23 protein-coding genes and 5 pseudogenes are annotated in these 24261 nt (G+C 62.2%); 5 read left to right on the forward strand and 23 right to left on the reverse strand.

Annotated elements, in window-relative coordinates; translation table 11 throughout:
• Positions 1 to 519: ISAzo13 family transposase (locus tag F3H98_RS28700; protein ID WP_149764178.1), on the forward strand; the 519-nt coding region annotated here is incomplete at its 5' end.
• Positions 520 to 534: 15 nt separating this feature from the next.
• Positions 535 to 924, forward strand: a complete 390-nt coding sequence (locus F3H98_RS28705; protein WP_149764180.1) for a hypothetical protein — start codon at positions 535 to 537, stop codon at positions 922 to 924.
• Positions 925 to 963: 39 nt separating this feature from the next.
• Here F3H98_RS28705 and ubiM read toward each other — a convergent pair whose 3' ends face one another.
• Complete coding sequence (ubiM, locus tag F3H98_RS28710) at positions 964 to 2178, reverse strand: 5-demethoxyubiquinol-8 5-hydroxylase UbiM (RefSeq protein WP_149764182.1); 1215 nt, start codon at positions 2176 to 2178, stop codon at positions 964 to 966.
• The gene (locus F3H98_RS28715) at positions 2178 to 2564 is read right to left on the reverse strand and encodes a globin domain-containing protein (RefSeq protein WP_149764184.1); all 387 of its coding nucleotides are present in this window, start codon (positions 2562 to 2564) and stop codon (positions 2178 to 2180) included. The genes ubiM and F3H98_RS28715 overlap by 1 nt, the downstream gene beginning before the upstream one ends.
• 922 nt (positions 2565 to 3486) lie before the next feature.
• Here F3H98_RS28715 and F3H98_RS28720 point away from each other — a divergent pair.
• Positions 3487 to 4592: pseudogene (locus F3H98_RS28720) on the forward strand (IS110 family RNA-guided transposase).
• Between the two features lie 81 nt (positions 4593 to 4673).
• Positions 4674 to 6011, forward strand: a complete 1338-nt coding sequence (locus F3H98_RS28725) for a hypothetical protein (protein WP_210249727.1) — start codon at positions 4674 to 4676, stop codon at positions 6009 to 6011.
• Positions 6012 to 6520: 509 nt separating this feature from the next.
• On the opposite strand, the pseudogene F3H98_RS28730 reads toward F3H98_RS28725, so the two are convergent.
• The 21 genes and pseudogenes from F3H98_RS28730 to F3H98_RS28830 all read right to left on the reverse strand — a co-directional run.
• Positions 6521 to 6622, reverse strand: a pseudogene (locus F3H98_RS28730) (transposase domain-containing protein); the annotation flags it as partial.
• An 89-nt stretch (positions 6623 to 6711) separates the two neighbouring features.
• Positions 6712 to 7080, reverse strand: a pseudogene (locus F3H98_RS28735) (response regulator); the annotation flags it as partial.
• A 294-nt stretch (positions 7081 to 7374) separates the two neighbouring features.
• Positions 7375 to 8760, reverse strand: a complete 1386-nt coding sequence (locus tag F3H98_RS28740; RefSeq protein WP_244621975.1) for a formyltransferase family protein — start codon at positions 8758 to 8760, stop codon at positions 7375 to 7377.
• Positions 8761 to 8769: 9 nt separating this feature from the next.
• Complete coding sequence (gene hypE / locus F3H98_RS28745; protein ID WP_188130623.1) at positions 8770 to 9822, reverse strand: hydrogenase expression/formation protein HypE; 1053 nt, start codon at positions 9820 to 9822, stop codon at positions 8770 to 8772.
• Complete coding sequence (gene hypD / locus F3H98_RS28750; RefSeq protein ID WP_149764190.1) at positions 9819 to 10976, reverse strand: hydrogenase formation protein HypD; 1158 nt, start codon at positions 10974 to 10976, stop codon at positions 9819 to 9821. Before hypD ends, hypE begins: the two co-directional genes overlap by 4 nt.
• Positions 10973 to 11203, reverse strand: coding sequence for a HypC/HybG/HupF family hydrogenase formation chaperone (locus F3H98_RS28755; protein ID WP_022718985.1), 231 nt, complete (start codon positions 11201 to 11203; stop codon positions 10973 to 10975). The genes hypD and F3H98_RS28755 overlap by 4 nt, the downstream gene beginning before the upstream one ends.
• On the reverse strand, positions 11194 to 13470 hold the full coding sequence (gene hypF / locus F3H98_RS28760) for a carbamoyltransferase HypF (protein WP_149764192.1): 2277 nt from the start codon (positions 13468 to 13470) through the stop codon (positions 11194 to 11196). Before hypF ends, F3H98_RS28755 begins: the two co-directional genes overlap by 10 nt.
• An 18-nt stretch (positions 13471 to 13488) precedes the next feature.
• Positions 13489 to 14343, reverse strand: coding sequence for a hydrogenase nickel incorporation protein HypB (gene hypB / locus F3H98_RS28765; protein WP_149764194.1), 855 nt, complete (start codon positions 14341 to 14343; stop codon positions 13489 to 13491).
• Positions 14343 to 14684 carry a hydrogenase maturation nickel metallochaperone HypA gene (gene hypA, locus F3H98_RS28770; protein WP_149764196.1) on the reverse strand — a complete coding sequence of 114 codons (342 nt, stop codon included), beginning with the start codon at positions 14682 to 14684 and terminating at the stop codon, positions 14343 to 14345. The genes hypB and hypA overlap by 1 nt, the downstream gene beginning before the upstream one ends.
• Positions 14677 to 15786 (reverse strand): nickel-dependent hydrogenase large subunit, encoded by a 1110-nt coding sequence (locus F3H98_RS28775; protein WP_149764198.1) that lies wholly within the window; start codon positions 15784 to 15786, stop codon positions 14677 to 14679. Before F3H98_RS28775 ends, hypA begins: the two co-directional genes overlap by 8 nt.
• Positions 15783 to 16307 (reverse strand): [NiFe]-hydrogenase assembly chaperone HybE, encoded by a 525-nt coding sequence (gene hybE / locus F3H98_RS28780; RefSeq protein ID WP_149764200.1) that lies wholly within the window; start codon positions 16305 to 16307, stop codon positions 15783 to 15785. The genes F3H98_RS28775 and hybE overlap by 4 nt, the downstream gene beginning before the upstream one ends.
• Positions 16297 to 16512, reverse strand: a complete 216-nt coding sequence (locus F3H98_RS28785) for a rubredoxin (RefSeq protein ID WP_149764201.1) — start codon at positions 16510 to 16512, stop codon at positions 16297 to 16299. Before F3H98_RS28785 ends, hybE begins: the two co-directional genes overlap by 11 nt.
• On the reverse strand, positions 16509 to 17354 hold the full coding sequence (locus tag F3H98_RS28790) for a hydrogenase expression/formation protein (protein ID WP_149764204.1): 846 nt from the start codon (positions 17352 to 17354) through the stop codon (positions 16509 to 16511). The genes F3H98_RS28785 and F3H98_RS28790 overlap by 4 nt, the downstream gene beginning before the upstream one ends.
• A complete protein-coding gene (locus F3H98_RS28795) occupies positions 17351 to 17800 on the reverse strand; it encodes a thioredoxin domain-containing protein (protein ID WP_149764206.1) in 450 nt (149 codons plus the stop codon). The genes F3H98_RS28790 and F3H98_RS28795 overlap by 4 nt, the downstream gene beginning before the upstream one ends.
• Positions 17801 to 17951: 151 nt before the next feature.
• Positions 17952 to 18248: a HypC/HybG/HupF family hydrogenase formation chaperone gene (locus tag F3H98_RS28800; RefSeq protein ID WP_149764208.1), complete on the reverse strand. Its 297-nt coding sequence runs from the start codon at positions 18246 to 18248 to the stop codon at positions 17952 to 17954.
• A 97-nt stretch (positions 18249 to 18345) separates the two neighbouring features.
• Positions 18346 to 18921: a nickel permease HupE gene (gene hupE, locus F3H98_RS28805; protein ID WP_149764210.1), complete on the reverse strand. Its 576-nt coding sequence runs from the start codon at positions 18919 to 18921 to the stop codon at positions 18346 to 18348.
• A gap of 10 nt (positions 18922 to 18931) precedes the next feature.
• Positions 18932 to 19540 (reverse strand): HyaD/HybD family hydrogenase maturation endopeptidase, encoded by a 609-nt coding sequence (locus F3H98_RS28810; RefSeq protein ID WP_149764212.1) that lies wholly within the window; start codon positions 19538 to 19540, stop codon positions 18932 to 18934.
• Positions 19541 to 20260 carry a Ni/Fe-hydrogenase, b-type cytochrome subunit gene (cybH, locus tag F3H98_RS28815; protein WP_149764214.1) on the reverse strand — a complete coding sequence of 240 codons (720 nt, stop codon included), beginning with the start codon at positions 20258 to 20260 and terminating at the stop codon, positions 19541 to 19543. It lies immediately after the preceding gene.
• Positions 20261 to 20272: 12 nt separating this feature from the next.
• Positions 20273 to 22063 (reverse strand): nickel-dependent hydrogenase large subunit, encoded by a 1791-nt coding sequence (locus tag F3H98_RS28820; RefSeq protein ID WP_149764216.1) that lies wholly within the window; start codon positions 22061 to 22063, stop codon positions 20273 to 20275.
• A complete protein-coding gene (locus tag F3H98_RS28825) occupies positions 22060 to 23172 on the reverse strand; it encodes a hydrogenase small subunit (RefSeq protein WP_149764218.1) in 1113 nt (370 codons plus the stop codon). The genes F3H98_RS28820 and F3H98_RS28825 overlap by 4 nt, the downstream gene beginning before the upstream one ends.
• 251 nt (positions 23173 to 23423) lie before the next feature.
• Positions 23424 to 23594, reverse strand: a pseudogene (locus tag F3H98_RS28830) (nickel-dependent hydrogenase large subunit); the annotation flags it as partial.
• A 65-nt stretch (positions 23595 to 23659) separates the two neighbouring features.
• Between F3H98_RS28830 and F3H98_RS28835 the strand changes: the two are divergent.
• Positions 23660 to 23906: pseudogene (locus tag F3H98_RS28835) on the forward strand (IS6 family transposase); the annotation flags it as partial.
• Positions 23907 to 24261: the final 355 nt, after the last annotated feature.

Genomic DNA, 24261 nt, shown 5'->3' on the forward strand with positions numbered 1-24261 from the left:
GACACCGGAGCCTTCGCCGTCGAGAGCATCCGGCGCTGGTGGCATGCCTTGGGGAAGACCCGCTATCTCAGCGCGACCAGCCTCCTCATCACCGCCGATTGCGGTGGCAGCAATGGCGCGCGCGTGCGCTTGTGGAAGCGCGAACTTCAGACCTTCGCCAACGAAACCGGATTGGCCATTACTGTCGCCCACCACCCACCCGGTACGAGCAAGTGGAACCGTATCGAGCATCGCCTCTTTGCCTTCATCACGCAGAACTGGCGCGGCAAGCCGCTGATCAGCCACGAGGTCATCGTCCAACTGATCGGAGCGACGACGACGGACAAAGGCCTCGATGTGCAATGCTGCCTCGACGAAAACGCGTATCCCAAAGCGATCAAGGTCTCCGACGCCGAAATGGCCGCCATCAACCTTGCCCGCGACGACTTTCACGGCGAGTGGAACTATACGATCTCACCACTGCCATGCACATCGATTGACCATGGATCTTCGGCTCCCAGCGCAAACCGCGCGATCTAGGGTTCTCCTCAGCCCATGGACCTCAAAGACAGCAACCGCCCATCTTACAATCAAGAGCACAAGATGATCGATGATCCTGAGAAAACCGATCTCCTCATCTCCAAGCTGAAGGATTTGTTACCGATCGACGCAGCCATCACCAAAGATCTTCAGCGTAGCCTCGCAGCAAAATCGCCCGAGATCCCAATTCCCGCAAGGTGTCAGGTGGTCGACGTGCTGAATCTCGGCGACGAGGGCGGCGTTGCCTGTTGCCTCGACATCGGCGGTGACGACGCGGCGGCTGTCCATATCGTCTCCATCACCCACCTCCTCTTCGATCGCCGCTTTCCGCTGTTCCGCGACATCGATACCTACCAACGCCGGCGCATCAAAAAACTCAAGCGGCAGCGCGGCCGCGGCTTCTGACGCCATCAATCGCGGCGCGTCGATCCAAATTCCTCCCGCTTACCGGTCATCACATGAAGCGTTTGTTCCGCGCCGAGCCCTTAGCATGGCCGAAATGCCATGGCGGACAAAGGGAAGATATTGGGCAAAGCGAAGCCCCACATGCCTTGCAAGCCGTGTCGCCGGGTGCTCGCCTGAGTAGAGTCCGACGAGCAAATTCGTAGCATAATAGAGCGGTGCCGCCGACAGGCGAAGCCAGCTTTCGTATCTCTGAAGCATGTCGGGATCGGCAATGTCGCGACGGTCGCGACATGCTATCAGGATTTTATGCGCGAGTTGCTTTTGGCCGCTAAGACCGATGTTGAAGCCATGCGCGGTCACCGGGTGCATGCCAACAGCAGCGTCGCCGACGAGTGCGGCGCTCGGTGCCCAGAACTTGTGCGCCCACGTCGTGACCAACGGATAGGTATGGCGGTTGCTTGCCAACGTCATTTCTCCGAGGCGCCCTCGACACCGGTTCGTCAATTCCATTTGGAACAAGTCGTCGTCGGAAGAAAGCAGTCTGTCGGCCTCGTTTGAGCGCAAAGTGAGAAGCAGCGACGACACGCCTTCCATGAGCGGCAACATCGCTATCGTCTGATGGTGATCGAACCATTCGACTGCGATCTGGTGGTGGGCGCGCTCGTGCCTCACCCGGCAAATCAGCATCGAGTTGCCGAGCCGATTGATAGCGGCGCCGATGCCGAGCCGGTCGCGTGTGGCGGACAAACGCGAATCCGCTGCAACGAGAAGCCGAGCGGTCAACCGCCTGCCATCAGAGAGCGTTATGACTGCTCCTTTGTGGCTGTTTGTTGCATTGACGACGGAGTGACCGCACAGCAACTGGGCATGATCCTGCAAGCGGACGATCTTGAACAGGGCATCGCGGATCCGACAATTTGGGACCAGAACTCCGAGTGGCTCGCGAGATCCGCTGGGAGAATCGAAGCACAGGGCGAATGGGCTCGATCCGTTGAGCACGCGCGCGCCTTGAAGTGGTGATTTGTCCGAAGCGGGGATGGCATCCCAGGCGCCGAGCTCGCGAAGGATTCTGATCGATGCGTGGGTCAGCGCGATCTCGCGACCGTCAAAAGCCGGATCCGCCAACCGTTCCAGGGGCTGCTGTTCAACAACTGCCACCTTGAGTTCGCTCTGGGCAAGCGATGCGGCGAAGGAAAGCCCGACCGGCCCGGCTCCGATGACAACGATGTCAAACCTCTCGTCGGAGCCAACCATCAGCGTGCCGCCATCGCGTCGGCCATCTTCGTGAGATGCTGCTGGAGGTGAGCCGCCAGGCGTGGATCGATTGCGCTGCCTTTCAGTGCGCACCGCATCGCCTGAAGCCGCTGCGCAGGAAAGTGCGCATAAACCGGCAACGAAGGATGCAGCTTTGCCGAACACGGACGCGGCTGATCGAACCAGCCTTTGGATCCGCCCAGCCGGGATAGCCAGCCGGCAAGCGAGATTCTCAGGTCGGCGCTTCCTGACCGGTGAAGCGCCTTTACCCCGCTGTATGCAAGGCCGGTTTCAATCACGTCGTGGAACTCGTCAACCACGACACGGATTGCTGGACCAACCCCGAGACGAATGAAAATACTATCCGAGACTTCCGTGGACTGCATCTTGTCGGCACTCTTGAGTGAGAAGAGGATCCGCCATCCGGCGAAGGGATCGGTAACATTTGATCTGAATCAAACGTGCCGAGGGCGGTCATTCCAGTTGGCCGATGTCATTTCAAGGCTGGGGGGAGTGCAATGGGGCACGAGGCAAGGGTCTGGATCTTCAAGACAATGATGGTGACGATCAAGCTGTCTGCCAGCACATGCGTTCTCCGCTGAAGGGCTGGTCGACGAAACCACGCCGATGAGGAGATAGCCTTGATCTAGGTCAACCAACACGACAGGCAACGGCGGGTTGAAGTCCACTGGTCGATCGCCACGAAATGTTGGCTGGTCTCGTCGTTCGTCATGGGATGGCGGGCCGCCCCTTCGGCGTAAACGGCGGATGTCCAGAAGCGAGGTAGCTGCATAGCTGTTCAGCGGCTGAGGTTATACTCGGACACCAGGACGGTTGGCTTGAAACCTAGGCAAGTTTCAGCGTCTGTACGGGATTGAGCCGCCGCTCACCACCGGTGACCGATGATCTCGGCCTGCCCGCGACTGGAAACGCGCCAGACGGAATCGTACCAAGACTCTGGAATAGGCCGCGACAAGGGACGGCTGTGTCAGGTTTGTTGGCTCTGCGACACAGTTGCCTTCGTCCCAGCTTCCTGCACTCGCATTCCAGCTCGTATTGCGAGCCGGCGGCGCCTCCTGCGCTGGCACGGTTCTTGCGAGCTCTCTCGTCGCAAGGCCGCGAGGAAGCTGCGGTCGACAATCGTGCCGAGGTTGATATTGCTCGATGAAGCGAAAGAAGGTGGCATGGGAGAGGCCGCGCCCACCATTGAAAGGACGGATTGCTGAGATGCTGATGCTCACAGAACACGCCTTGCGTCGTTTCGCTTACCTTTTTGGTTTGGAAGAACTCAATGAAGGAAGACAAAACGTGACAGTATCTTATGATTGTCACATCGGGGTGGATTACCACAAAGCCGCCTATAGTCATTTGGTGGTTCAGGATTCGACGGGCAAGACGTTGCGCTCCGGGCGGATAAGAAACGATAGCCGTGCGCTTGGCTTGCTTCTCGAACGGTATCGGGAGAACAGGCATGCGGTCGCGGAAGCCACGCGCAACTGGATGGTCATCTACGACTGGCTCGACGACATCTGTGATGATGTGGTGCTTGCCCACCCCTTGAAGGTCAAGGCTATCGCCGACGCCAAGATTAAGACCGACAAGATCGACGCGACGGTACTGGCGCATCTGCTGCGGGCCGACCTGGTTCCGGAAGCTTGGGCTCCCAGCGAGCGGGCGCGGGAACTGCGGGTGGCGCTGCGCGAGCGGATGTTCTACGTCCGGCTAAGCACGATGGTGAAGAACTGGATCGTGGCGGTGTTCGACCGTTATCGGGAGCAGACGGTGCAGTTGAAAACGCTGGGTGACCTGTTCAACAAGGCCGGACGCCAACAGCTCACCGCGCTCCGCGTCTCGGAGATCGACCGCGTCCAGATCGACCGGGGGCTGGAGTTCATCAGCGACATCGACAGAAGGATCAAGCAGTCGGAAGCAGCCAGCCGGGCGGTGACCAAGACCAATGGCAATGTGAAGCTGTTGAAGACAATCCCTGGCGTTGGTGAATTCTTTGACCAGCTGATCGACGCCGAGATGGATGACATCGGCCGCTTCCATTCGCCGAACAAGTTGGCCGTCTACGCCGGTGTGGTTCCGTCGACTTATTCGAGCGGCGGCAAGACCTATCATGGCCGGATCATCAAGCACGGCAACAAGTGCCGGCGCTGGGCCTTCGTCGAGGCTGTCGCTCCGGGCATCGTTACTGCCCCGCAGCATCGAGCCCAATATGAGCACCTGAAGTTCCGAAGAACGAACAGGGCGCGTGTCGCGATCGCGCGCAAACTGTTGACGATCGCCTTCCTGATTCCGCGCGCTTACGAGCGGCGCAGCGGGAGCACGAGGAAAGATCATCGTCCGCGATACCCCGGCTGTCCCGATGTGTCTTTAGCTGGCCCGGCAGGACTGGGCTGCGCTCTTGAAGGGGAATGGGACGCCGGGAGCCGAACGCCACTGTATGACCGAAGTCGAAAAGCCCACCGGCATCAGGCCACGATTGGAGAATGGCTCAAGACCGCAGGACAGAAAAAGCTGGTCCTGCGAACGGGAGACATTTAGCCGATCGGCCGAAACGCCGGTCAAAATGCAAGCGAGCCCGGAAAAAGCTGCGCAAAGCAAGCGTTTTGTCCTTGTTCATCATCGACCTTAAGGCATCTACCGATCCAGTTTCAGGCGAGGGCAGTGCCGCTGCATCTTTTGTCGATCAGATAGATTGGGAGAGGACAATGAGTGTTCAAAGCAAGCGATTGACCCGATTTGGCATCGCCCTGGAAAACAGGCATAATCTTCGCATCGAGGAGGTTTTCCGCCTAGGCGCACTTCGCGACGGCGTCCAGCTTCTCACGACAGAAATCCGGTTCCCTATCTTGGGGCAGGTGATCCCCCGCATCGAGATTGAATTATTCGGGGAAGTATTCCGAAAGAAAATCACCGCGAGAATGAACTCCGAATCGCCCTTCATGTTCGACGGCGAGGCCCTGATCGCGACAATCAATGGTGTAACCGAGCAAATACCCTGCCGCCAAGTTATTGACCCAGACAGAGCGCCGGCCGGTATGTACAATTTCGGCATAACTCGCAAAAATGGCGCTCGCAGCTTCGTCTTCGATTATCATACTTATTGTTGCTATTCCTGTGATTTCTGCTTTAAGGAGAACGAATGGGAGGTAATGGCCATCCAAGGCGGGGGATCCACTGATTACCGATCCAACTTCCAAGAGTGCCTTTCCTATATTGAACGTAATGGCCATAACTTCAACACTCTGTACGACATTGTCTGGCTCTGCACGGGGAGCATCAAGGACGACGTGACAGAGCTTGAACGGCACGCGGCAATCGCACGACGGCTGCGTGAAGCAGGCTACGCACACGACATTTATTTATCGCAGGTGGTTCCTCCGAGTATCAGGAACGACCGAGTGCGACGGATAGAATATCTTATTCAACTTCGGGAGGCAGGCGTCACGCGGTTTAATACCGGCGTCGAGATTGTTGACGCCGATTTGCGACGAAAATACATCCGCGGCTTTAAAGGCACCTATATCTTCGGTGACTATCTCCCTATTTTCGCTGATGCGGTCGACGTTTTCGGGCCTTTTCATGCCGGCAGTTGCCTCCTGACCGGAATTGAGCCATCCGATAATACGATCGAAGGTCTGAAAGCTCTTGCTGAGCTTTCGGTCGCACCCGCGCCAACTGTGCTCACTCCGTTCGTGACAAAGCAATTGGCTATCCCCTTCTGTCTCGATCTAGACGAACTGCTTGACGCTCATGCTCGTTTCAACGTGCTGATCGAGCGTCATAAGCTCCCGGTATTTTCGGGCGTATTCAGCCTTGCCTGACCCCGCTATCACGTTGACACGGTCATCTCAGGACCAACTGAGGCTGACCAGTTGTCCACCGCTTCTGGATGTCAACCGGCGCAGCGGGAAGGGGAAATTGATCGCTGCCTCGGATGGACTGACACCGGAATCGCAGATCGCTCTACTAGTCGCAACGTGGGCGTTGGCTCAATTAGTTCCCGGAGGTGCGCTGGCACCACGTTATCCACTTGATCCTTCATTGCCACTCTCCTCGGCGCTATTCAACTTAACCATCAGCCTCCGACCTCGGCTAAAGAAAATACTATCATATCTGCTAGCTCTTGCGGGGCATTCGCTGCCGCTTTACCGGGCGACGCGTGGGAACTGCCGGTTCTCGCCCGATTGCGACGTAGAACGCTCCATTGGGTACCGGCGCCGATCTGCGGCGCAGTCATTGCCGTTCTTGCAGGAACATTTCGGCAAGGCCCGGACCATATTTATTACTGGATATCGTGTGGCATCGACGGTAAGCGGGTAGCTGAGGCCGTTCAGCGCTGGTAGTGCCAGGGCATGAGGCCGTCGATATCACTGTTTGGCCAGCCGTTGGCGACGCGTTCGAGGGTTTGGGTGAGCCAGGCATGCGGATCGACAGGCCTTGCCCGATCCCAGCGCCAGCGTTGGCAAGGTGGTCTCATCGGCAAAGATGCGCTCGCCCTGCTTGATGCGGCGACCTCGGCGAGAGATTGGCGCTCTCGCGCTCGCAGTCGATCAGCTTGTCAGGACTCCAGGGCTTGGTGATATACTGGTAGATGCCGGCATTGTTGACGCCCTCGATAATGTCGCTGGAATCGGTATAGCCCGAGATGACAATGCGGATTGTGTCCGGCCAGAGTTCGCGCACGCGCTTCAGGAACTCGACGCCGGATTCGCCGGGCATGCGCTGGTCGCACAGGATCACCTGCACCATCTCGCCTTCCAGCACTTCCTCGGCTTCCTTGGCGTTGCGCGCGCCGATGACCTCGATTTCATCGGATAGAACCCGCTGGATAGCCTCGATTGAGCGCACCTCGTCGCCGACCACGAGAACGGTTGCGAGCGGGTTCGTCATCGCGTGGTGCTCCTACGGTCCGAATGGTCGGCGTTCGCGCGGTGGACAGCGAGCGTGACGGGCGTACGGGACTTGGGCGTCTTGCGGATAAAATTGTAGCGCGCCACGTGATAGCTCGGGTCGAAGCCGTAGAAATTGCGCCGCATCCGCCGCAGTTCCTCTTCCCGATAGACGGCAAGCGGTTTCTCGGCCTGGTCGCCAGCGCGGCGCGCCCGTTGGCAGCAATCCGCCGGGCGAGATCGGGAGAGGCCGCGAGCTCGGCGGCAGTGCGGAGCAGTTCCCAATCGGCGGATTCTACATTTCCCGGCAAGCGCCGGGTGGCGAGCCCCAGTTCAAGCGCCTCGTCGACCCCATCGGCAGCCTTGCCTGGGTCACGCGGCCGGCTCGGTCCTCGCCGACCCGAGCCGGCAGCAGATAGGTCCAGTATTCCGAGCCGTAGAGATTGCCCATGTCCTTGTAGTGCGGATTGAGGATGACACCCTCGCGCATCCAGACTTCGTCGGCGGCAAGCAACAGGAAGACGCCGCCAGCCCCGGCATTGCCGAGCACCGCGGCAATAACCAGTCGGTCATCGGTCTCGATGATCTCGCGCACCAAGTCGTTCATCGCGTTTATATTGCGCCAGGATTCGTCGGCGGCGCTGTCGGCGCCCTCGATGATGCCGAGATGGATGCCGTTCGACCAGCGATCCGCGTCGCCCCGCAGCACAAGAACCGGAAGCGAGCGTGCCTTGGCTCTCGTGATCGCCTTGCGCAAGGTATCGCAATCTTCCGACGACATCGCGCCGTTGTGGAAGCGGAATTCGAGAAGTCCGACGCCGTTCTCCTCCCGGTAACGGCAGGGTTCGGGTCCTTCGATGATGGGCAGATCGCTTGCTTCGGCACCGAGCAGCCGGAGCGCCGGCAGTTTCAGCGAGCGGGAATCCGGTCGCCGGAGATGGCCGATCCACAGCGCCCCCTCACGGAAGGCCATGGCGAGAGCGTGTCGCGAACGGCCGATGAGCGCGCCGGCAGGCCCCGGAACTCCTTCCGCACGCTCGGCGTCAAACACCAGGAAAGTCTGTCCGGCGATCGTCATCGTAGCGCCGGGATCTCCGTCCGACGCCCGGATGATGCGTAGCGCTTCCTCGGCCGAGTGTCGGGTCGGGTCGAGGATACGGTCGGACCTCCGGCAGGCGGGTCGCTCGCACCCCCTGCCCCAGTTCGCCGGCAGCGCCGCCCCTTCCCTGCGCTCGATGCGGCCGATCGCTTCGAAGACGCAGGCTACGGCAGCCTGGGTCACTTCATGTCGGTAGAGGCTCGACTTCCGGGCGGGGCGCATCGGAAATTCCGCCCAAGCCCAGACGGGCCCCGCATCCATCTCCTCCCGAGCCTCGATCAGTGTGACGCCCCAGGTCGCTTCGCCGTCGAGGATCGCCCAGTCGAGGGCGCTCGGGCCGCGATCACCACGGATGCCCGGATGGACGATCAGGCAGAGCGTTCCGCGCCAGACATCGGCCGGGATCGGCCGCTTGAGGAAGGGCGCGATCACGAGGTCCGGCGAAAAGAGAGCGACCGCCTCGCGAGTGAGGTCGTCATGGATGTCGAGCTCGACCGTCACTTCGTGACCAGCCCGTCTCAGGTCGACATGCAGGCGCTGGGAGAGCGAGTTGAAATTGTGGCAGAGAAGCAGGATGCGCATCGCCCTCTCTTAGCAGATCCGGGGCAGTTGTTCGCCCGACAGCCAGTCGACAATCCGGCCGCCGCCAAACGAGGTCGTCATCTGGACAAAGCAGTTGTTGTCGGCCACGACGTGGCCGACCAGCGCCGCCTCACTGCCAAGCGGATGGGCGCGCATCGCCGCGAGCACGGCGTCAGCGCCCTCCGGCGCCACGACTGCTACCAGTTTCCCTTCGTTGGCGACATTGAGCGGATCGAGGCCGAGGAACTCGCAGGCTGCAGCCACTTCCGGTTTGAGCGGGATCTTGTCTTCGTCGATGCGGAAGCCGACCCGCGACTGGCTGGCGATCTCGTTCAGCGTCGCGGCGATGCCGCCGCGCGTCGGATCGCGCATTAGCCGGATATGCGCCCCGCCAGCCGCGACCATGTCTGCTACCAGCCCGTGCAGGGCCGCGCTGTCGGAGACGATGTCGGTGTCGAATTCCAGGTTCTCGTGTCTCGACATCACGGCGACGCCATGGTCTCCGATCGAGCCGGAAATGATCACCGCATCGCCGGGCCGGGCGGCGTCCGACCGGAGACCGAGCCCGTCCGGAACCATGCCGACGCCGGCGGTCGAGATGAAGACGCCGTCGGCCTTGCCGCGCTCGACGACCTTGGTGTCGCCGGTGATGATCGGCACGCCGGCCTCGCGCGAGGCGGCGCCCATGCTCTGGGCGATGCGCTCGAGATCGGCGAACGGAAAACCTTCCTCGATGATGAAGCTCGCCGACAGATAGAGCGGTACCGCGCCCGCCATGGCGATGTCGTTGATCGTGCCGTGCACGGCGAGGGTGCCGATATTGCCGCCGGGGAAGAAAAGCGGCGAAACGACGTAGCCGTCCGTGGTCATCACCATCCGCCCGCCAGGCACCGAAAAGGCCGACTGGTCGTTGCCGGCCCTCAGCCAGTCATTGTCGAAAGCCTTGTGGAAAATGCCCTCGATCAACTGGCCCATGGCGCGCCCGCCGGCCCCGTGCGAGAGGTCGACACGGCCGTTCGCAACATCGAGCTTGCGCCTGTAGGCCTTGATCATCATGTTCATGCGACCGCCCTCCCCACATCCACCTGCCGCGCCTTCTCGCGGAAGCGGCCATAGGTCCAGTGCGCGGCGCAGGCGCCCTCCGACGACACCATGCAGGAGCCCATCGGTGTATCGGGCGTGCAGACGGTGCCGAACAGCTTGCAGTCGGCCGGCTTCTTGACGCCGCGCAGGATCGCGCCGCATTCGCAGGCCGGGTTGTCCTTCGCGGTGGGCGTCACCATCGAAAAGCGCTTCTCGGCGTCGTACGCCACATATTGCGGCCGGAGCCGCAGCGCGCCATAGGGCACTTCGCCGAGACCGCGCCATTCGAAGCTCTCGCGCAGCTCGAAGAAATTCGCCACCTCGGCCTGGGCCTTTTCGTTGCCGAGCGCGGTCACCGCGCGGATATACTGGTTCTCGACCTCGTGCCTGCCGTCATTGACCTGGCGCACCAGCATCAGGATCGCCTGGATGACGTCGAGCGGCTCGAAGCCCGCCACCACCACCGGCTTCTGGAATTCCCCGGCGAAGAATTCGTAAGGTTCGGTGCCGATGACGGTCGAGACATGGGCAGGGCCGACGAAACCGTCGATCTTGATCGTGCCGAGCTTGCGAACGTCAGGGCTTTCCAGGATGTTCTGGATCGCCGCCGGCGTCAGCACGTGATTGCAGAAGATCGAGAAATTGCCGAGCCCCTTGGCGATCGCCGCCTTGAGCGCGAGCGCGGTCGGTGGCGTCGTGGTCTCGAAGCCGATGGCAAAGAACACCACTTCGCGTTCGAGCTCGGCCTCGGCGATCCTGAGCGCATCGAGCGTCGAATAGACCATGCGGATATCGGCGCCGGCCGCCTTGGCCTTCAAGAGGCTCGATCCGTTCGAGCCCGGCACGCGCATCAGGTCGCCATAGGTGCAGAGCGTGATCTCCGGCCGCATGGCGAGCGCGATCGCCGCATCGATACGGCCGATCGGCAGCACGCAGACGGGACAGCCCGGTCCGTGGATCATCCGCACATTGGCCGGCAGCAGGTCCTCGAGACCATAGCGGGAAATAGCATGCGTATGGCCGCCGCAGAACTCCATGAAGTGATAGGAACGCGCCGGATCGGCGAGAGCGGCGATCTGCCGGGCGATATCCTTGGCGAGCCTGCCGTCGCGATATTCGTCGATATATTTCATGCCGCATCTCCCATGGCAGCAGCTTCGCGGATGAGGGCGAGCGTCCTTTCCGCCTCCTCCGGATCGATCTTCGCGAGCGCATAGCCGACATGAAGGACGAGATAGTCGCCCGGCCGGACATCGTCGATCAGCGCGGTCGAAACGATCTTCGATACGCCGTCGAGCGTGACCTTCGCCATGTTGTCGGGCAGTACTTCCTTGACCTGGACCGGTATCGCTAGGCACATGTCCGGCTCTCCTCCGCTGATGCATTCTCGTTCATGATGACCTGCCGCGCATGGGCGGCCTGGCCGAGCGCGATGCCGCCGTCATTGGCCGGCGCGAGACGTGGCAAATAGGGCTTGAGACCGCGGTCCCGAAGCGCTTGCGCAAGTCCGGCCGCAAGGACCCGATTCATCAAGCATCCGCCGCCGAGCGCGACCTCCGGGATGCCAAGGGGTGCCGCTTCCCTCGCGGCCCATTCCGCAAGTCCCGCGATCAGCGTACCGTGAAAGAGATCGGCCGCGTCAGCGCCGCTCAGTCCTTCCCGCGCAAGATGCAGGATGAGCCGCCGGAAATCGAGCACCCCGTCCCGGATTGCATAGCCGTCGGAGAGACAGCGCGGCGCCCGGACCAGGGCCTCGAGCTCCATCGCCGCCTGCCCTTCGTAGCTCTGGACGAGACGAATGGCTGCTATCGCCGCGGCGGCATCGAAGAGCCTGCCGAGGCTGGTTGTCCGGGACGGCTGCATACCGCGTTCGAACATCGCCGTGAGCTGCGCAACACCCGGATGACCTGGCCAGAGCTGCGACGCGAAATCAATGCATCCGGACTCCTGCAGGGCTGCCACCCCCATGCGCCAAGGCTCACGCGCCGCGCGGTCGCCACCGGGCAGCGGCAGCGATGTAAGCGATCCCGCTCGGCGCCAATGACCCCCATCGGCGATGAGCATTTCGCCCCCCCAACTCGTGCCATCGGCGCCGAAACCGTGGCCATCGAGCGCAAGCCCGAGAACCGGGCCGGAAAGCCGATGCTCCGCCACCACGGCCGCGACATGGGCGACATGATGCTGGACTGCCACGACCGGCAGGCCCAGGCTCTCTGCCATCCGCACCGAACGGAAATCCGGATGCAGGTCCGAGGCCGCGAATTCCGGCTTCACGTCCAGGATCGAACAGAGATGGGTGATCGCCTCGCGCTGGAAACGGATCGCCTCGGCATTGTTGAGGCCGCCTATATGCTGCGAGAGAAAGGCTTCGCGCCCACGGGTGACGCAGATAGTGTTCTTGAGGTCGGCGCCGGTGGCGATCACCGCAGGTCCATCCTCGCCGAGATCGACGGGCTCGGGCACGAAGCCGCGGGCGCGACGGATGAACGCGGGGGCGCCATCGATGACCTGCATGACGGAGTCGTCGGCGCGGACGGTGATGTCGCGATCATGGGTGACGATCAGATCCGCAATCGCGGCAAGGCGGCGCTCGGCGTCGGCGTTGTCGGCCACAAGGGGCTCACCACCGGGATTGGCGCTGGTCGCGACCAGCGCTGCAGGTCGGTGCGGCGAATGGCAGGCGAGTTCGTCGAGCAGCACATGATGCAGTGGAGCATAGGCGAGCATCAGCCCAATCCGCGCGAGGCCGGGCGCGATGAGGTTGGAGAGCGCACCGGCACGTGCCTCGACCAACACGATCGGGCTCGCGGGCGAGGCCAGCAAGGCTTCTTCGGCTTCGCTCAGTCGTGCGAACTGCCGCGCCGCCTCGATGCCGGCGACCATGACGGCAAACGGCTTCTGGTCACGAGCCTTGCGCAGCCGGAGGACGTCGATCGCTGCATCGTTGCGGGCGTCGCAGAGCAGGTGGAAACCGCCGATGCCCTTGAGCGCGACGATGGCGCCGCCTTCGAGCCGCGCCGCAATCTCCGCGATCGAATGGCTGAGACTCGGGCCGCAAGCGGGGCAGGCGACCGGCTCGGCATGGAAGCGCCGGTTCTCCGGATCGATATAGTCCGAGGCACAGGCCCGGCACATCGGAAACGATGCCATCGAGGTCTGCGTCCGGTCATAGGGCAGCGCGCGAGTGATGGTGAAGCGCGGGCCGCAATGGGTGCAGTTGACGAAGGGATAACCGAAGAAGCGGCTCGCGGGATCGGTCAGCTCACACCGGCATTCGGCGCAGGTCGCGGCATCCGCGCCGATCCGGGTCGCGCTCTTGCCGCCAAGGCTCTCGAGGATCTCGAACCGCTCGCCACCGGCTGGCGAGAGTTCGAGCACGTGGATCGAGTCGATGCGGGCGAGCGGCGGCGCCTGGGTCCGGATCGCGTCGGGAAAGCGGCCCGCATCCGGACCCTCGATCTCTATCAGCACGCCGGCACTGTCGTTCAGCACGAAGCCAGAAAGCCGCATAGTCCGCGCGAGCCTGTAGGCGAAGGGCCGGAACCCGACGCCCTGCACGGCGCCGCGCACCCGGAGCCTGAGCCGCCGGATCGGGTTTTCGATCGGTCGTCCGAGTGCCCTCGCCATGGTTCATGCCACCTTCGGTCACGCGGCCCGGTGGGCGGCGGATGCCTCGAGCCAGGCATAGAAGGCTTCCATGCCCTCTCCCGTGAGGGCGGAGACCGTCAGCGTCTGGAGGCGCGGATTGACGCGCAGGGCGTTGGCGATGCAGAGGCCGACATTGAAATCGAGATGCGGCAGCAGGTCGGCCTTGTTGAGGATCATCAGGTCGGCGGCGGCGAACATGTTGGGGTATTTGAGCGGCTTGTCCTCGCCTTCGGTGACTGACAGCACCACAACCTTGTGGGCCTCGCCAAGATCGAAGGCGGCGGGACAGACGAGGTTGCCGACATTCTCGATGAAGAGCGCAGAGCCTGGTTCGAGCGCGAGATCCTCAGCCGCGTGGCCCACCATGTGGGCGTCGAGGTGGCAGCCCTTGCCGGTGTTGATCTGGATGGCACGGGCGCCGGTCTCGCGGATCCGGGCCGCGTCGTTCGAGGTCTGCTGGTCACCTTCGATAACCGAGATCGTGAGGCGGTCCTTTAGGTCATTGATCGTGCGGACCAGCAGGCTGGTCTTGCCCGAGCCGGGGCTGGAGACGAAGTTGAGCGCAAAGATGCCCTGGCGCTCAAAATATCGCCGGTTCTCTTCCGCATAGGCGTCGTTCTTGGAGAGGATGTCTCTCTCCACCTGGATGATCCGCTCCTGGCTCATGCCTGGCACATTGACGCCGGCGATCCCCTTGCCATAATGGACGCTGCAGTCCGCGGCATGGTGATGATCATGCCCGCCATCGCCATGGTGGTGGTGGTCATGGTCGTGATGATGGTCATGGCTGTGACGGTGCCCGCCCTTGTGACCCTCGATGGAAGAAGTCCCGCAACCGCATACCCTGCACATCAGATCACCTCCATATCCCTGATCTTCAATTCGTCGCCTGCCGTCATCTGGACCCGATGCCGTCCGCAGTCCGGGCAGGCGCCGAACCGCTCCTCCAAGGCGACCGTCTTGCCGCAGTCGAGACACCAGCCCTCGCCGGCAATGCGGTTGATCTCGAGCGTCGCCTCTTCCGCAATCGTGCCGTGTCGCACGGCCTCATAGCAGAACATCAGCGCGTCCGGCTCGACGTGGCTCAGCACGCCGACATCGAGCCGGACCGACTTGACGCGTGTCGCGCCATTCTGCCACGCCGTGTCGCAGACGATCTCGATCACACTCTCCATCAGCGACATTTCATGCATGTGCGGCCTCGCGAACATTAACCTCAAAGGCCACGCAGGGATCGAACAGGACCGCGAGCCGCGACACCGATCTCACGGCGGCCTCATCGGTCCCGACAGGTGACGACAGCAGTGTCTCGACGAAGGGGCCGGCGGGATGAAAATTCCATTCGGTCGGGGCGAGGATGCGATAGGACGAAAGCCTGCCGTCGCCGCCGATCTCGGCCTGATGATAGAGCCGGCCACGCGCGCATTCCACAGCACCGTAGCCACCGGCGCCCGGCGTGGCCCCGCCGCAGGCGAGTGATGCTCCGTCGTACTTGCCGGTTGCTGCGAGAGCCGTCAGGTGTTTGAGGCAGAGGCGCGCGTCGTTGATGCGGGCTAGCAGTCGTTGGACCAGATGGGAAGCCTCCACGTCATCGGCGGCGAGCCGGGCATACGCGCCCGTCTCCGCGACGCGGCCTTGGAGATGCGGCAGGCTTGCATAGCCGGGCTCATCGCAAAGCCGGGCGATGACTTCCGGATCGTCATTGATGGTCAGTGGATCGGGCCGCCGGCCATTGAAGACCCGATCGTCGCCTATATCCTGCAACATCGCGGCGCAGGCTGATTCCGGCAAAGGTGTGTCGCCCTGGCTCGGGATGCCGAGCGCGCTGGCCGCCGCAGACAGCCGCGCAGCGGCGGCCGCCAAATGCGCCCTGTCGATTTGCCCGGCCTTGGCCGCGGCGATGATCTCTTGCGAAGCGGCCAGCGCTTCGCGGAGATGTCTACCGGCGGTTGCGCCGAGCGATGCCGGCAGGGGGCATGGCCAATGGAGGATGAGCGCCCGCAAGGTTTCGAAAATCCGCTCGGCGAGCAATCCGGCACCGGAGCCGATCCGTTCGTCCACCTTCATCGCCATATCCGCTGCATTCAGGACGGCGAGCCGCGCCGCTACGGATTGCGCAAAACCGCAGAGCGAAAAGACTTGACCGGCAAGAGGGGGCGCCTCTTCGGGCCTGCGGCCGACGAACATGCGGGTCAGCCCCTGCGGGCGGTTCGCCTTCACCGCGACGGAACAGGCAAGCGCGCGCGACACGGTTACGTCGATCCTTATCGTGCCTGCCCCGAGAAGGAATGTCATTCCGACGCCTCCTCGCGCCTGCGGAAATGCCCGCGCAACAGGTCACGCCGGTTGACCGCCGCGGGCGGGGCGGGCGGCGGTTCGAGCGTGGCAGGATCAAAGAAGGCCCGGGCCGCTTGGTCCGCTGTTTCGAGGGCAGCCTCCATCGTCGCGAACTCGAAGACCGGCGAAAACAGCGAGCAGGAATCGACACGGTCAATCGCATCGAGTTCACCGGCAATGAACCCGACCTCACCCGCCGGCAGGCCGACACGGAGGGTCGTACCGGTGGCAGCTGGGGCGGAGGAAGGGCCCTGCGGCAGATCCGCTGCCACGAGATTCATGAACCATGGTGTAGTCACGATGCCGAACGCACGACCGCCGTAAGTCCGAAAACCGGTCGAGGCAATGCCAAGCGCGGGATTGCAGATCGGCACATCGGCCATGGCGGTCGCGTAAATGTGCCGGTAGCAGGCCTCGAGCCGCCGGCCGAGCGCCTGCGCGGGATCGATCTCGGCCCTCTCTGCGACGTCAGCGTCCATCACCCAGCCTCATGAACTTCGATTGCAGCGCATCGCAATTCGGGCAGCGCCAGTCTTCCGGCAGGTCTGCAAACGACGTCCCCGGAGCAATCTGCCAGACCGGGTCACCCTGAGAGGGATCATAGACATGCCAGCAGATACCGCATTCCATCTGGTCGTCGTCCGACACGGTCTCGCGCTTGCCGAAATTCTCGAAGGCGCTCATTTGAAATAGGCCTCCTCGATCTCACGCAGCCTCGCCTCGGAGTCGCGGAAATCATCCTCGGCGGCGATCGCGACCGAGGGAATGTCGCAGATCTCCAACGTATCGAGGATGATCGTGTCCATGGCGTTGTAGAACTGAACCGACCAGACATTGCGCGCGCCGGTCACCACGATGCGGCAGGTGCGATAGCCGCGCGAGGTGAGCTGCACCGGTCCGGCACCCAGCGTTTCCTGCAGGAAGGCCATGTCTTCCGGGCTCATCGGGAAGAGCGAGAATGTGATGATATGGCCCGGATCACCGTCGCTGTAACGGGCGATGCGATCACCGATCTCGGTCAGCACGGGTATGACGTTCATGGCGCCGGTCGGCGCCGGCCCGTGGCTGATCGACTCCGGCAGCGCCGAGCACGCCTGTTTGACAGCGGCGGGAATGCTCGCGACCTCGACATAGTCGGCAATGAGCCGGCCCTCACCGTCGGTGAAACGGACGCGCCAGACGCCAGCCATCACCGCCTCCTGCATCTGGGCCGTGATGCCGTTCGCCAATGCCGCGACGCCGGCGACCTCGCCCTCGCCGAGAGTCTGGGCGATCAGTTCCTTGTCGTCGTCGGGGAAATCGGTGATGTCGAATAGCCGGCCCGGCCGGTCGGCCTTCTGAACGGCGAGCGCGTCAGCGAGTTCCGGCAGGAGCATCGCCGTCCGCCGACATCGGCGGATCATTTCCTCGGCGCTGCTGGTGGCGAGGAAATTGAGCTTGCGGGCACGCAGCGGCGGCTCGGCGCCGATCGGCATCGTCATCGCCGCATCCTCGCCCTCGGGGGCGACCCAGAATCCGGCCTTCATCGCACGATCTCCTTGCCGGCATGGGTGATCTCGACCTTCGGTCCGCCCGAGGGCACCATGACCGGCGCGTCGGGCGCGAGCCAGGCGCTGATCTTCTCGACATATTCGGACCAGTCGCGGATCTTGCCCAGCACGCCGACCGGTTGGTCTCGACGAGTCACGGCGAGGCTCGGCATCACAACGACGTTAAAGCGGGCCTTTAGCTTGTCTTCGGCCGTGCGGAGGACCACGGCGCCGCGCAAGCGGCCTTGGAAGGCCTGGAGGATATGCGGGAGGACGACGGCGACGTCATCGGCTTCCGGCCGCTGCGACGGATCGCCGGTGAAGAACAGCGCGGCATTGTCGGGTTCGCCCGCCGCCGGAGCGAGGAAGGCATCGATATTCGTCTCGTCGATGAGGGGCAGGCGCGCCCGCTCGCTCAGGGCGCGGACCAGGACAGATGGCATAGTCTCCTCCACAAATCACGATGCAAAACATTCCAAGGAAATGATAAGCAAGCGGCGTGCCAGACTCGTTGATCGGGAAGACAAATTTCCGCCTTCACAAAGTATCGCGGCCATCTAGATGGAAAGTCCTTCCACTTTGGAAATTTTCTTTTCACTCGCTACGCAGATGCGGCGGCAGTTCCGGCTCGCGCGAGGTGAGATCGGCAAAGAGGGCGTCGAAAGCCCTCCCCTCGACAGCTTCAGCAAGACCCGCGAGTGCGTTGTCGATGGCGCGGGCCTCGTCGGCGTCCAGCACCCGGATGGCGGAGCCGAGATGGGTGAGTAGGTAGGTTCCCGGCGGTTGTGGGCCGACCAGCATGAGGGAGATCGAGGATATCCGGCCATGTCGCTCGCAGTGCACGACGAACTCATTGCCGGCGACGGCCCGCATGGGAATGCCGATGCACATGATGCTCCTCCTCCGTCGTCCAGATCTTATGAAATCGGGAGCCGCGGTGCGCAGGGTGCCCACACGACTCCCGACCGGCCTCAGCCCTGGGAGAAGTTCAGCCGGCCAGCAGGACTGCACCGGCAAGGGCAATGGCCACGCCGGCGGTCCGCGCGGCAACTCGCTGGGCGTTGCCGAACCTCAACAAGGCCAGCCCGAAACCGGTGAGATGCAGGATGACCGTGGCAACCATGAAGCCCGCCACATAGCCGCCCGCATGCGCCATCGCCGTAAGGTCGGTGCCATGGGCGTGGCCATGGAAGAGCGCGCATGTTCCAACCACCGTCGCCGCGACCGACGTTGAAACCTTCACTTCGAAAGCAACCAGCAGACCGAGCAGCGCGACGGTCAGCGCGATCCCGGTTTCCACCATTGGAAAAGCGAGGCCGTAAATGCCCAGGGCGCCCCCCACCGCCATGACCGTCACGAAGGCCAAGGGAACGATCCATCGGGCTTTACAGCCCAGCGTCAAGGCCCAGAAGCCGACCGCGACCATCGCCAGGATATGATCGAGACCGCTGAACGGATGGCTGAAGCCGGCAAGCTCGCCATCGGTGTGAGGGCCGACATGCGCGTGGGCGATGCCCGGTAGCGCCATCGCGACGAGCGTCGCCGCAAACCTACGGAAATTCATGATATCCTCCTCAATAGCGCAATGCGGCCGATTCGGCTCGGCGCTCGTAACGTTCGAAATCGATGTCGTTTTCAAGTAGCGGCGTAACCGCTGCTCCTTCCGGTCGCGCAGTGACGGCGACGCCCCAGTCCCGCAGTATTCCTACTGCCGTTTCGATTGCGCGCGGTATGACTGCCTTGACCGGCGCCGTCAGCGGGCCGCCCCAGTCCTCGAGATCCAGCGGCTGGCACCCGATGAGAACCAGCCGATCGGGATAGTGCCCCATGAGATCAGCGGCGCTCAGCACCTCCTGGAAGCCGGTCTGATGCAGGCTCATCTTCTTGGCGCCAGTAAATTTCGGCACCTCGTCGTCTTCCACGATCTTCATCGTGCCCGGCTCGAGGCCGTAGTCGATGGCGTCGAACACGATCAAACGATCGTGTTCATTGACGAACTGCACGAGATAGAGCCCCTGCGAGCCGCCATCGAGGATGGTGACGTTGTCAGGCACCCGATACGCCTTGTGGAAGGTTTCCACGGCGCGCACGCCGAAGCCTTCATCGGCCCAGAGGATATTGCCTATGCCAAGCACGAGAATTCGCAGGGAAGGCGAAGAGGCCAAGGGATTTGGGGCGACCATCTAGTCCTCCCTGTCCTTGAAGAGCCGTTCGCCGGAAATCATCGACGAGATGATGCTCTGGCGGCTCATAATGTCCTCGCGGATCGCCACATAAATGTGAGCCATGACGAAGACGAGGATTACCCACATGCCGAGATGGTGGAATGTGTGGATGTCCTGGCTGTTGGGCCAGATCGAGAACACCCAGCCGAAGAGCGCATATTCCCAGCTGTCGCGGCCGGCACCCTCGCTATAGAGCGCAAAGCCGGTGATCACCATGAAGAAGAGCGGCAGGGTGAACATCAGGAACATGGTGAACTGAGAAAGAGGATTGTGGCCGACATACTTCGGCTGCCGGGCCAAGAACGTGTACCACCGCACCTCATGCAGCCATTCCTTCCAGAAGCGGCCGCTCCAGAAGGGCACATAGAAGATCTGACGGGCATGGATATTGCCGACAAAGGCCCAGTAGACCCTGAGGATAAGGAACACGGCAAGGACCTGCCCCGCCGCGAAGTGGATGAAGCGGATATACCCCATCAGGAAACTGGCGATGGCCTCGCCCGGCACGGAAGGCAGCGGCGAGCCGATGAAATAGCCGGTTAGCGCGAGCGTCAGGATCGAGACGGCGTTGACCCAGTGCCAGATGCGCACCGGGGCTTCGTAAACATAGATGCTCTGGCGCTCGACGGCCTTTTCGCCGTGGGCGTCGGCGGCTGCGAGAGTTTCATGGATAGTCATGACTTATCCTCCTCACCGGACCTGGACCTTGGCCATTTCCTGACCGTCCGGGCTCATGACATGCGTCGAGCATGCTAGGCACGGATCGAAGGAATGGATGGTCCTGAGGATTTCGAGCGGTTGGGTGGGGTCTGACATCGGGGTATCCATCAACGAAGCCTCGAAGGCGCCAATATTTCCTGCCGGATCGCGGGGGCTGCCGTTCCATGTGGTGGGCACGACGCACTGGTAGTTGTCGATCTTGCCGTCCCTGATTTTGATCCAGTGCGCGAGCGCGCCGCGCGGGGCCTCGGTAAAGCCGACGCCCTTGACCTCCTTGGGCCAGGTTTCCGGCTTCCACTTGTCGACATGGGCCGTAGAGAAGTCGCCGGCCTTAATATTGGCGATCAGCTTGTTCCGGAAATAGCGCATCTGGTGGCCGGCCCAGCTCGATTCGAGCGCACGGGCTGCCGTGCGGCCGAGTGTCGAGAAGAGGGCTGAAACCGGAAGGCCGAGATCCTTGAGCACCTTTTCGACCGGGTCCTTGAACTCCGCCTTGTTCTGGGCGTAGCCGACGACCCAGCGCGCGAGCGGCCCGACCTCCATGGCATGGCCGCGCCAGCGCGGCGCCTTGATCCAGGAATATTTGGCGGCCTCGTCGAGTTGCTCGATATTGGTCTTCGTCCCCTTGGCGTTGGGGCCGAGTTCGTAATGTGGCTCGGTAACCCCGTCCCAGGGATGCAGGCCCTTTGTCTCGTCGGGATATTTGTACCAGGAATGGGTGACGAATTCCTGGATCTGCTCGGGATCCTCATGGTCGACCGGCAGCACTTCGGCGAGATTGCCATTGATGATCGCGCCGCGCGGCAGCTTCAGGCTTGCCTCGGAGTAGTCGTTGACGTGCTCGGGTACGTCGCCATAGGCTAGCACGTTCTTGCCCGACAGACCGCCTCCATAGAGCCAGTCCTTGTAGAAGGAGCCGATGGCCATGATGTCGGGAACGTATACCTTGTCGTTGAACTCGATAATCTGGTCGATGATCGAGGTGACCATGTTAAGCCGTTCCATGTTGATCGCGCCGACCGCACCAGTACCGTCGATATTGATCGGACAGGGTACCCCGCCGACCAGCCAGTTTGGATGCGGGTTCTTGCCGCCGAAGATCGTGTGAACCTTGACGATCTCCTTCTGGAAGTCGAGCGCCTCCAGATAATGCGCCACCGCCATGAGATTGGCCTCCGGCGGCAGCTTGTAGGATGCATTGCCCCAATAGCCGTTCTTGAAGGGTCCGAGCTGGCCTGACTCGACGAATTTCTTGAGCCGGGTCTGGATGTCTTTGAAATAGCCTGGAGAGGAAAGCGGCCAGTCGGACACGGACTGCGCGAGCGCCGAGGTCGCCTTCGGATCGGCCGAGATCGCAGAGACCACGTCCACCCAGTCGAGCGCATGAAGATGGTAGAAGTGCACGACATGGTCATGGACCTGCAGCGCCAGCTGCATCAGGTTGCGGATCGAATTGGCATTGTCCGGGATGGTGATGCCGAGCGCATTCTCGACCGCGCGTACAGAGGTCAGCGCATGCGTGCCGGTGCAGACGCCGCAGATGCGCTCCGTGAAGGCCCATGCGTCGCGGGGGTCGCGGTTCTTTAGGATGACTTCGATGCCGCGCCACATGGTGCCGGTCGAGACCGCATTCCGGATGATGTTGTTCTCGTCGACATTGACCTCCACCCGCATATGTCCCTCGATGCGGGTGACGGGATCGACGACGATGCGCTTGCCCGAATTGTCCAGTGTGAAGCCGTTGGGTGTTTGAATTGTCACGATGCTGTTCCTCCCCGAGAGTGATTATGATGCGTCGGCTTTTCGCGCTTGGTGGTCACGCGCTTGAAGGCGGTCACCGCGGCATGGGCGGCGATTGCGCCACCCACGATGCCGGCGGCGGTCATGCCGACCTTGTCGGCGTTGGCCTCGACGCCGAACTGGTGAAGGTTCGTCAGCCGGTCATAGAAGCTGCCGTTGTCCCAGAAGCCGTCTTCCGAGCAGCCGATGCAGCCGTGGCCTGACTGGATCGGGAAGGAAACGCCACCGTTCCAGCGCACGGTAGAGCAGGCATTGTAGGTGGTCGGGCCCTTGCAGCCCATCTTGTAGAGACAGGAGCCCTTGCGTGCGCCCTCATCGTCCCACTCCTCGACAAACTGGCCGGCGTCGAAATGCGGTCGGCGGTAGCACTTGTCGTGGATGCGCTGCGAATAGAACATCTTGGGCCGGCCCTGCCGGTCGAGTTCCGGCAGCTTGCCGAAGGTCGTGATGAAGGTGACGACCCCGGTCATCACCTCCGCGATCGGGGGACAGCCTGGTACCTTAATGATCGGCTTGTCGAGGATGACCTTGTCGATCGGTGTCGCCTGGGTCGGGTTCGGCTTGGCCGCCTGGACGCAGCCCCAAGAGGCGCAGGCGCCCCAGGCGATAATCGCCATGGCATCCTCGGCCATCCACTTCAGCTTCTCGACGAAGGGTTTGCCGCCGTCGATGCAGAACATGCCGTCCTCGTTGAGCGGCGGATTGCCCTCGACGGCGAGGATGTAATTGCCCTTGTACTTCTCCTTCGTCTCTTTGAGAATCGCCTCCGCTTGATGGCCAGCGGCCGCCATGATCGTATCGTCGTAGTCGAGCGAGATCATCGACAGCACGACGTCTTTGACGAGCGGATGGGCCGAGCGGATGAAGCTCTCCGAACAGCAGGTGCATTCGAGCCCATGCATCCAGATGACGGGAACGCGTTCCTTGGTCTCGAGTGCTTCAGCCATCGCTGTCGCGGCACCCGGGCCGAAACCGAGGCTCGCGGCCGTCAGGCTGCAGAACTTGGTGAAACTGCGCCGGGTGATCCCCTGGCGACGAATGACGTCATATAAGGTTTCGGCAGCTGCCATGTTGCTCCTCCAGCAATTTCATCCCCCATCGCATCGCCCGGATGGACGCCGGGCTCTGTCAGAAATGCTTGCAGCAAGAAGCGGACCAATTTACATTATTTCGACCATTTTCTTGCTATACATTTGAAATGTATGGCGTATTTTTTAAACGGCCGCTCAGTGGGCGGGTCGGCATGGCGAAAGGGGGGCCGGAAAGTCGGCTTTCATCGCCGAAAACTGTCTTACCGCCGCCGCGCGGCGCCAGCTGCATCTCAACGCGCGGTGCAGTCCATACAGGGATCGAAGGAGCGGATCACATGCTGCAGCACCGCGGACTTCGCGCCCAGTTCACCGGTATCGAGCCCGGCAAGCGCCGCTTCGAGCGGCCCCGGAACGCCCGCCGCGTCGCGCGGCGAGAAATTCCAAGTGGTGGGCGCGATGATCGGTTCTGTCGCAAACTATTCGGTAAGCTGATGCAGGCATGACGGCAGTTTCTGAGGAGCCCGTCTTGTTCAAAGGCCGTCGTTTCGATCAATCTGTCATCCTACTGTGCATGCGCTGGTACCTTGCCTACAATCTCAGCCTTCGCGAGCTGGAAGAGATGATAGCCGAACGCGGCCTGAGCGTCGATCATTCCACCGTGCATCGCTGGGGTCGTGCACTTTTCGGCGCAACTGCTGGAGCGGTTCAACCGGCGCAAGCGATCCGTCACCGGCAGGTGGCATATGGATGAGACCTACAGCAAGGTCCGCGGCGGTCGCTGAAGCCGATCCGGATCCGCCGGAGCCAGTATTTGACGGATGTATTTGACAAGGGCGGTTCTGCTCCGATGTCCTGGAAGTGTACTCTTTGGCGTTCTGTCCCGACGGACGGCCGAGAAAGCGTCGTGCGCAGCAAGGTCAGGGCTGGCCGGCAGGCCACCGCGCGGCACGCGGCTTGGCCTTGACGGAGCGAGCACGTCGCTATCGTTCGCCGTCATCGGGATGGAACGGCGAAGCTGATTTTGCTATTCTATCGCGGCTCGGGTGACCCCGTGGCGAAGCACAGGTCCGAGGTTGCAAGCCTGTCGCGCAGCCTATGTTTGTCGCACCTCATTGGCGGCACCCGGGC

It is taken from the genome of Neomesorhizobium albiziae, from assembly GCF_900114255.1.
Lineage (GTDB): Bacteria > Pseudomonadota > Alphaproteobacteria > Rhizobiales > Rhizobiaceae > Neomesorhizobium > Neomesorhizobium albiziae.

Excerpts from the sequence above, each read along its gene's own strand:
- cybH (WP_149764214.1), bottom strand. The coding sequence starts at position 20,260 with ATGACTATCCATGAAACTCTCGCAGCCGCCGACGCCCACGGCGAAAAG.
- F3H98_RS28810 (WP_149764212.1), bottom strand. The coding sequence starts at position 19,540 with ATGGTCGCCCCAAATCCCTTGGCCTCTTCGCCTTCCCTGCGAATTCTC.
- ubiM (WP_149764182.1), bottom strand. The coding sequence starts at position 2,178 with ATGGTTGGCTCCGACGAGAGGTTTGACATCGTTGTCATCGGAGCCGGG.
- hypE (WP_188130623.1), bottom strand. The coding sequence starts at position 9,822 with ATGAACATGATGATCAAGGCCTACAGGCGCAAGCTCGATGTTGCGAAC.
- F3H98_RS28715 (WP_149764184.1), bottom strand. The coding sequence starts at position 2,564 with ATGCAGTCCACGGAAGTCTCGGATAGTATTTTCATTCGTCTCGGGGTT.
- hypA (WP_149764196.1), bottom strand. The coding sequence starts at position 14,684 with ATGCATGAAATGTCGCTGATGGAGAGTGTGATCGAGATCGTCTGCGAC.
- hupE (WP_149764210.1), bottom strand. The coding sequence starts at position 18,921 with ATGAATTTCCGTAGGTTTGCGGCGACGCTCGTCGCGATGGCGCTACCG.
- F3H98_RS28800 (WP_149764208.1), bottom strand. The coding sequence starts at position 18,248 with ATGTGCATCGGCATTCCCATGCGGGCCGTCGCCGGCAATGAGTTCGTC.
- F3H98_RS28740 (WP_244621975.1), bottom strand. The coding sequence starts at position 8,760 with ATGCGCATCCTGCTTCTCTGCCACAATTTCAACTCGCTCTCCCAGCGC.
- F3H98_RS28755 (WP_022718985.1), bottom strand. The coding sequence starts at position 11,203 with ATGTGCCTAGCGATACCGGTCCAGGTCAAGGAAGTACTGCCCGACAAC.
- hybE (WP_149764200.1), bottom strand. The coding sequence starts at position 16,307 with ATGGACGCTGACGTCGCAGAGAGGGCCGAGATCGATCCCGCGCAGGCG.
- F3H98_RS28795 (WP_149764206.1), bottom strand. The coding sequence starts at position 17,800 with ATGCCATCTGTCCTGGTCCGCGCCCTGAGCGAGCGGGCGCGCCTGCCC.
- hypB (WP_149764194.1), bottom strand. The coding sequence starts at position 14,343 with ATGTGCAGGGTATGCGGTTGCGGGACTTCTTCCATCGAGGGTCACAAG.
- F3H98_RS28725 (WP_210249727.1), top strand. The coding sequence starts at position 4,674 with ATGGCTCAAGACCGCAGGACAGAAAAAGCTGGTCCTGCGAACGGGAGA.
- F3H98_RS28790 (WP_149764204.1), bottom strand. The coding sequence starts at position 17,354 with ATGAAGGCCGGATTCTGGGTCGCCCCCGAGGGCGAGGATGCGGCGATG.
- F3H98_RS28775 (WP_149764198.1), bottom strand. The coding sequence starts at position 15,786 with ATGACATTCCTTCTCGGGGCAGGCACGATAAGGATCGACGTAACCGTG.
- F3H98_RS28785 (WP_149764201.1), bottom strand. The coding sequence starts at position 16,512 with ATGAGCGCCTTCGAGAATTTCGGCAAGCGCGAGACCGTGTCGGACGAC.
- hypF (WP_149764192.1), bottom strand. The coding sequence starts at position 13,470 with ATGGCGAGGGCACTCGGACGACCGATCGAAAACCCGATCCGGCGGCTC.
- F3H98_RS28705 (WP_149764180.1), top strand. The coding sequence starts at position 535 with ATGGACCTCAAAGACAGCAACCGCCCATCTTACAATCAAGAGCACAAG.
- F3H98_RS28825 (WP_149764218.1), bottom strand. The coding sequence starts at position 23,172 with ATGGCAGCTGCCGAAACCTTATATGACGTCATTCGTCGCCAGGGGATC.
- hypD (WP_149764190.1), bottom strand. The coding sequence starts at position 10,976 with ATGAAATATATCGACGAATATCGCGACGGCAGGCTCGCCAAGGATATC.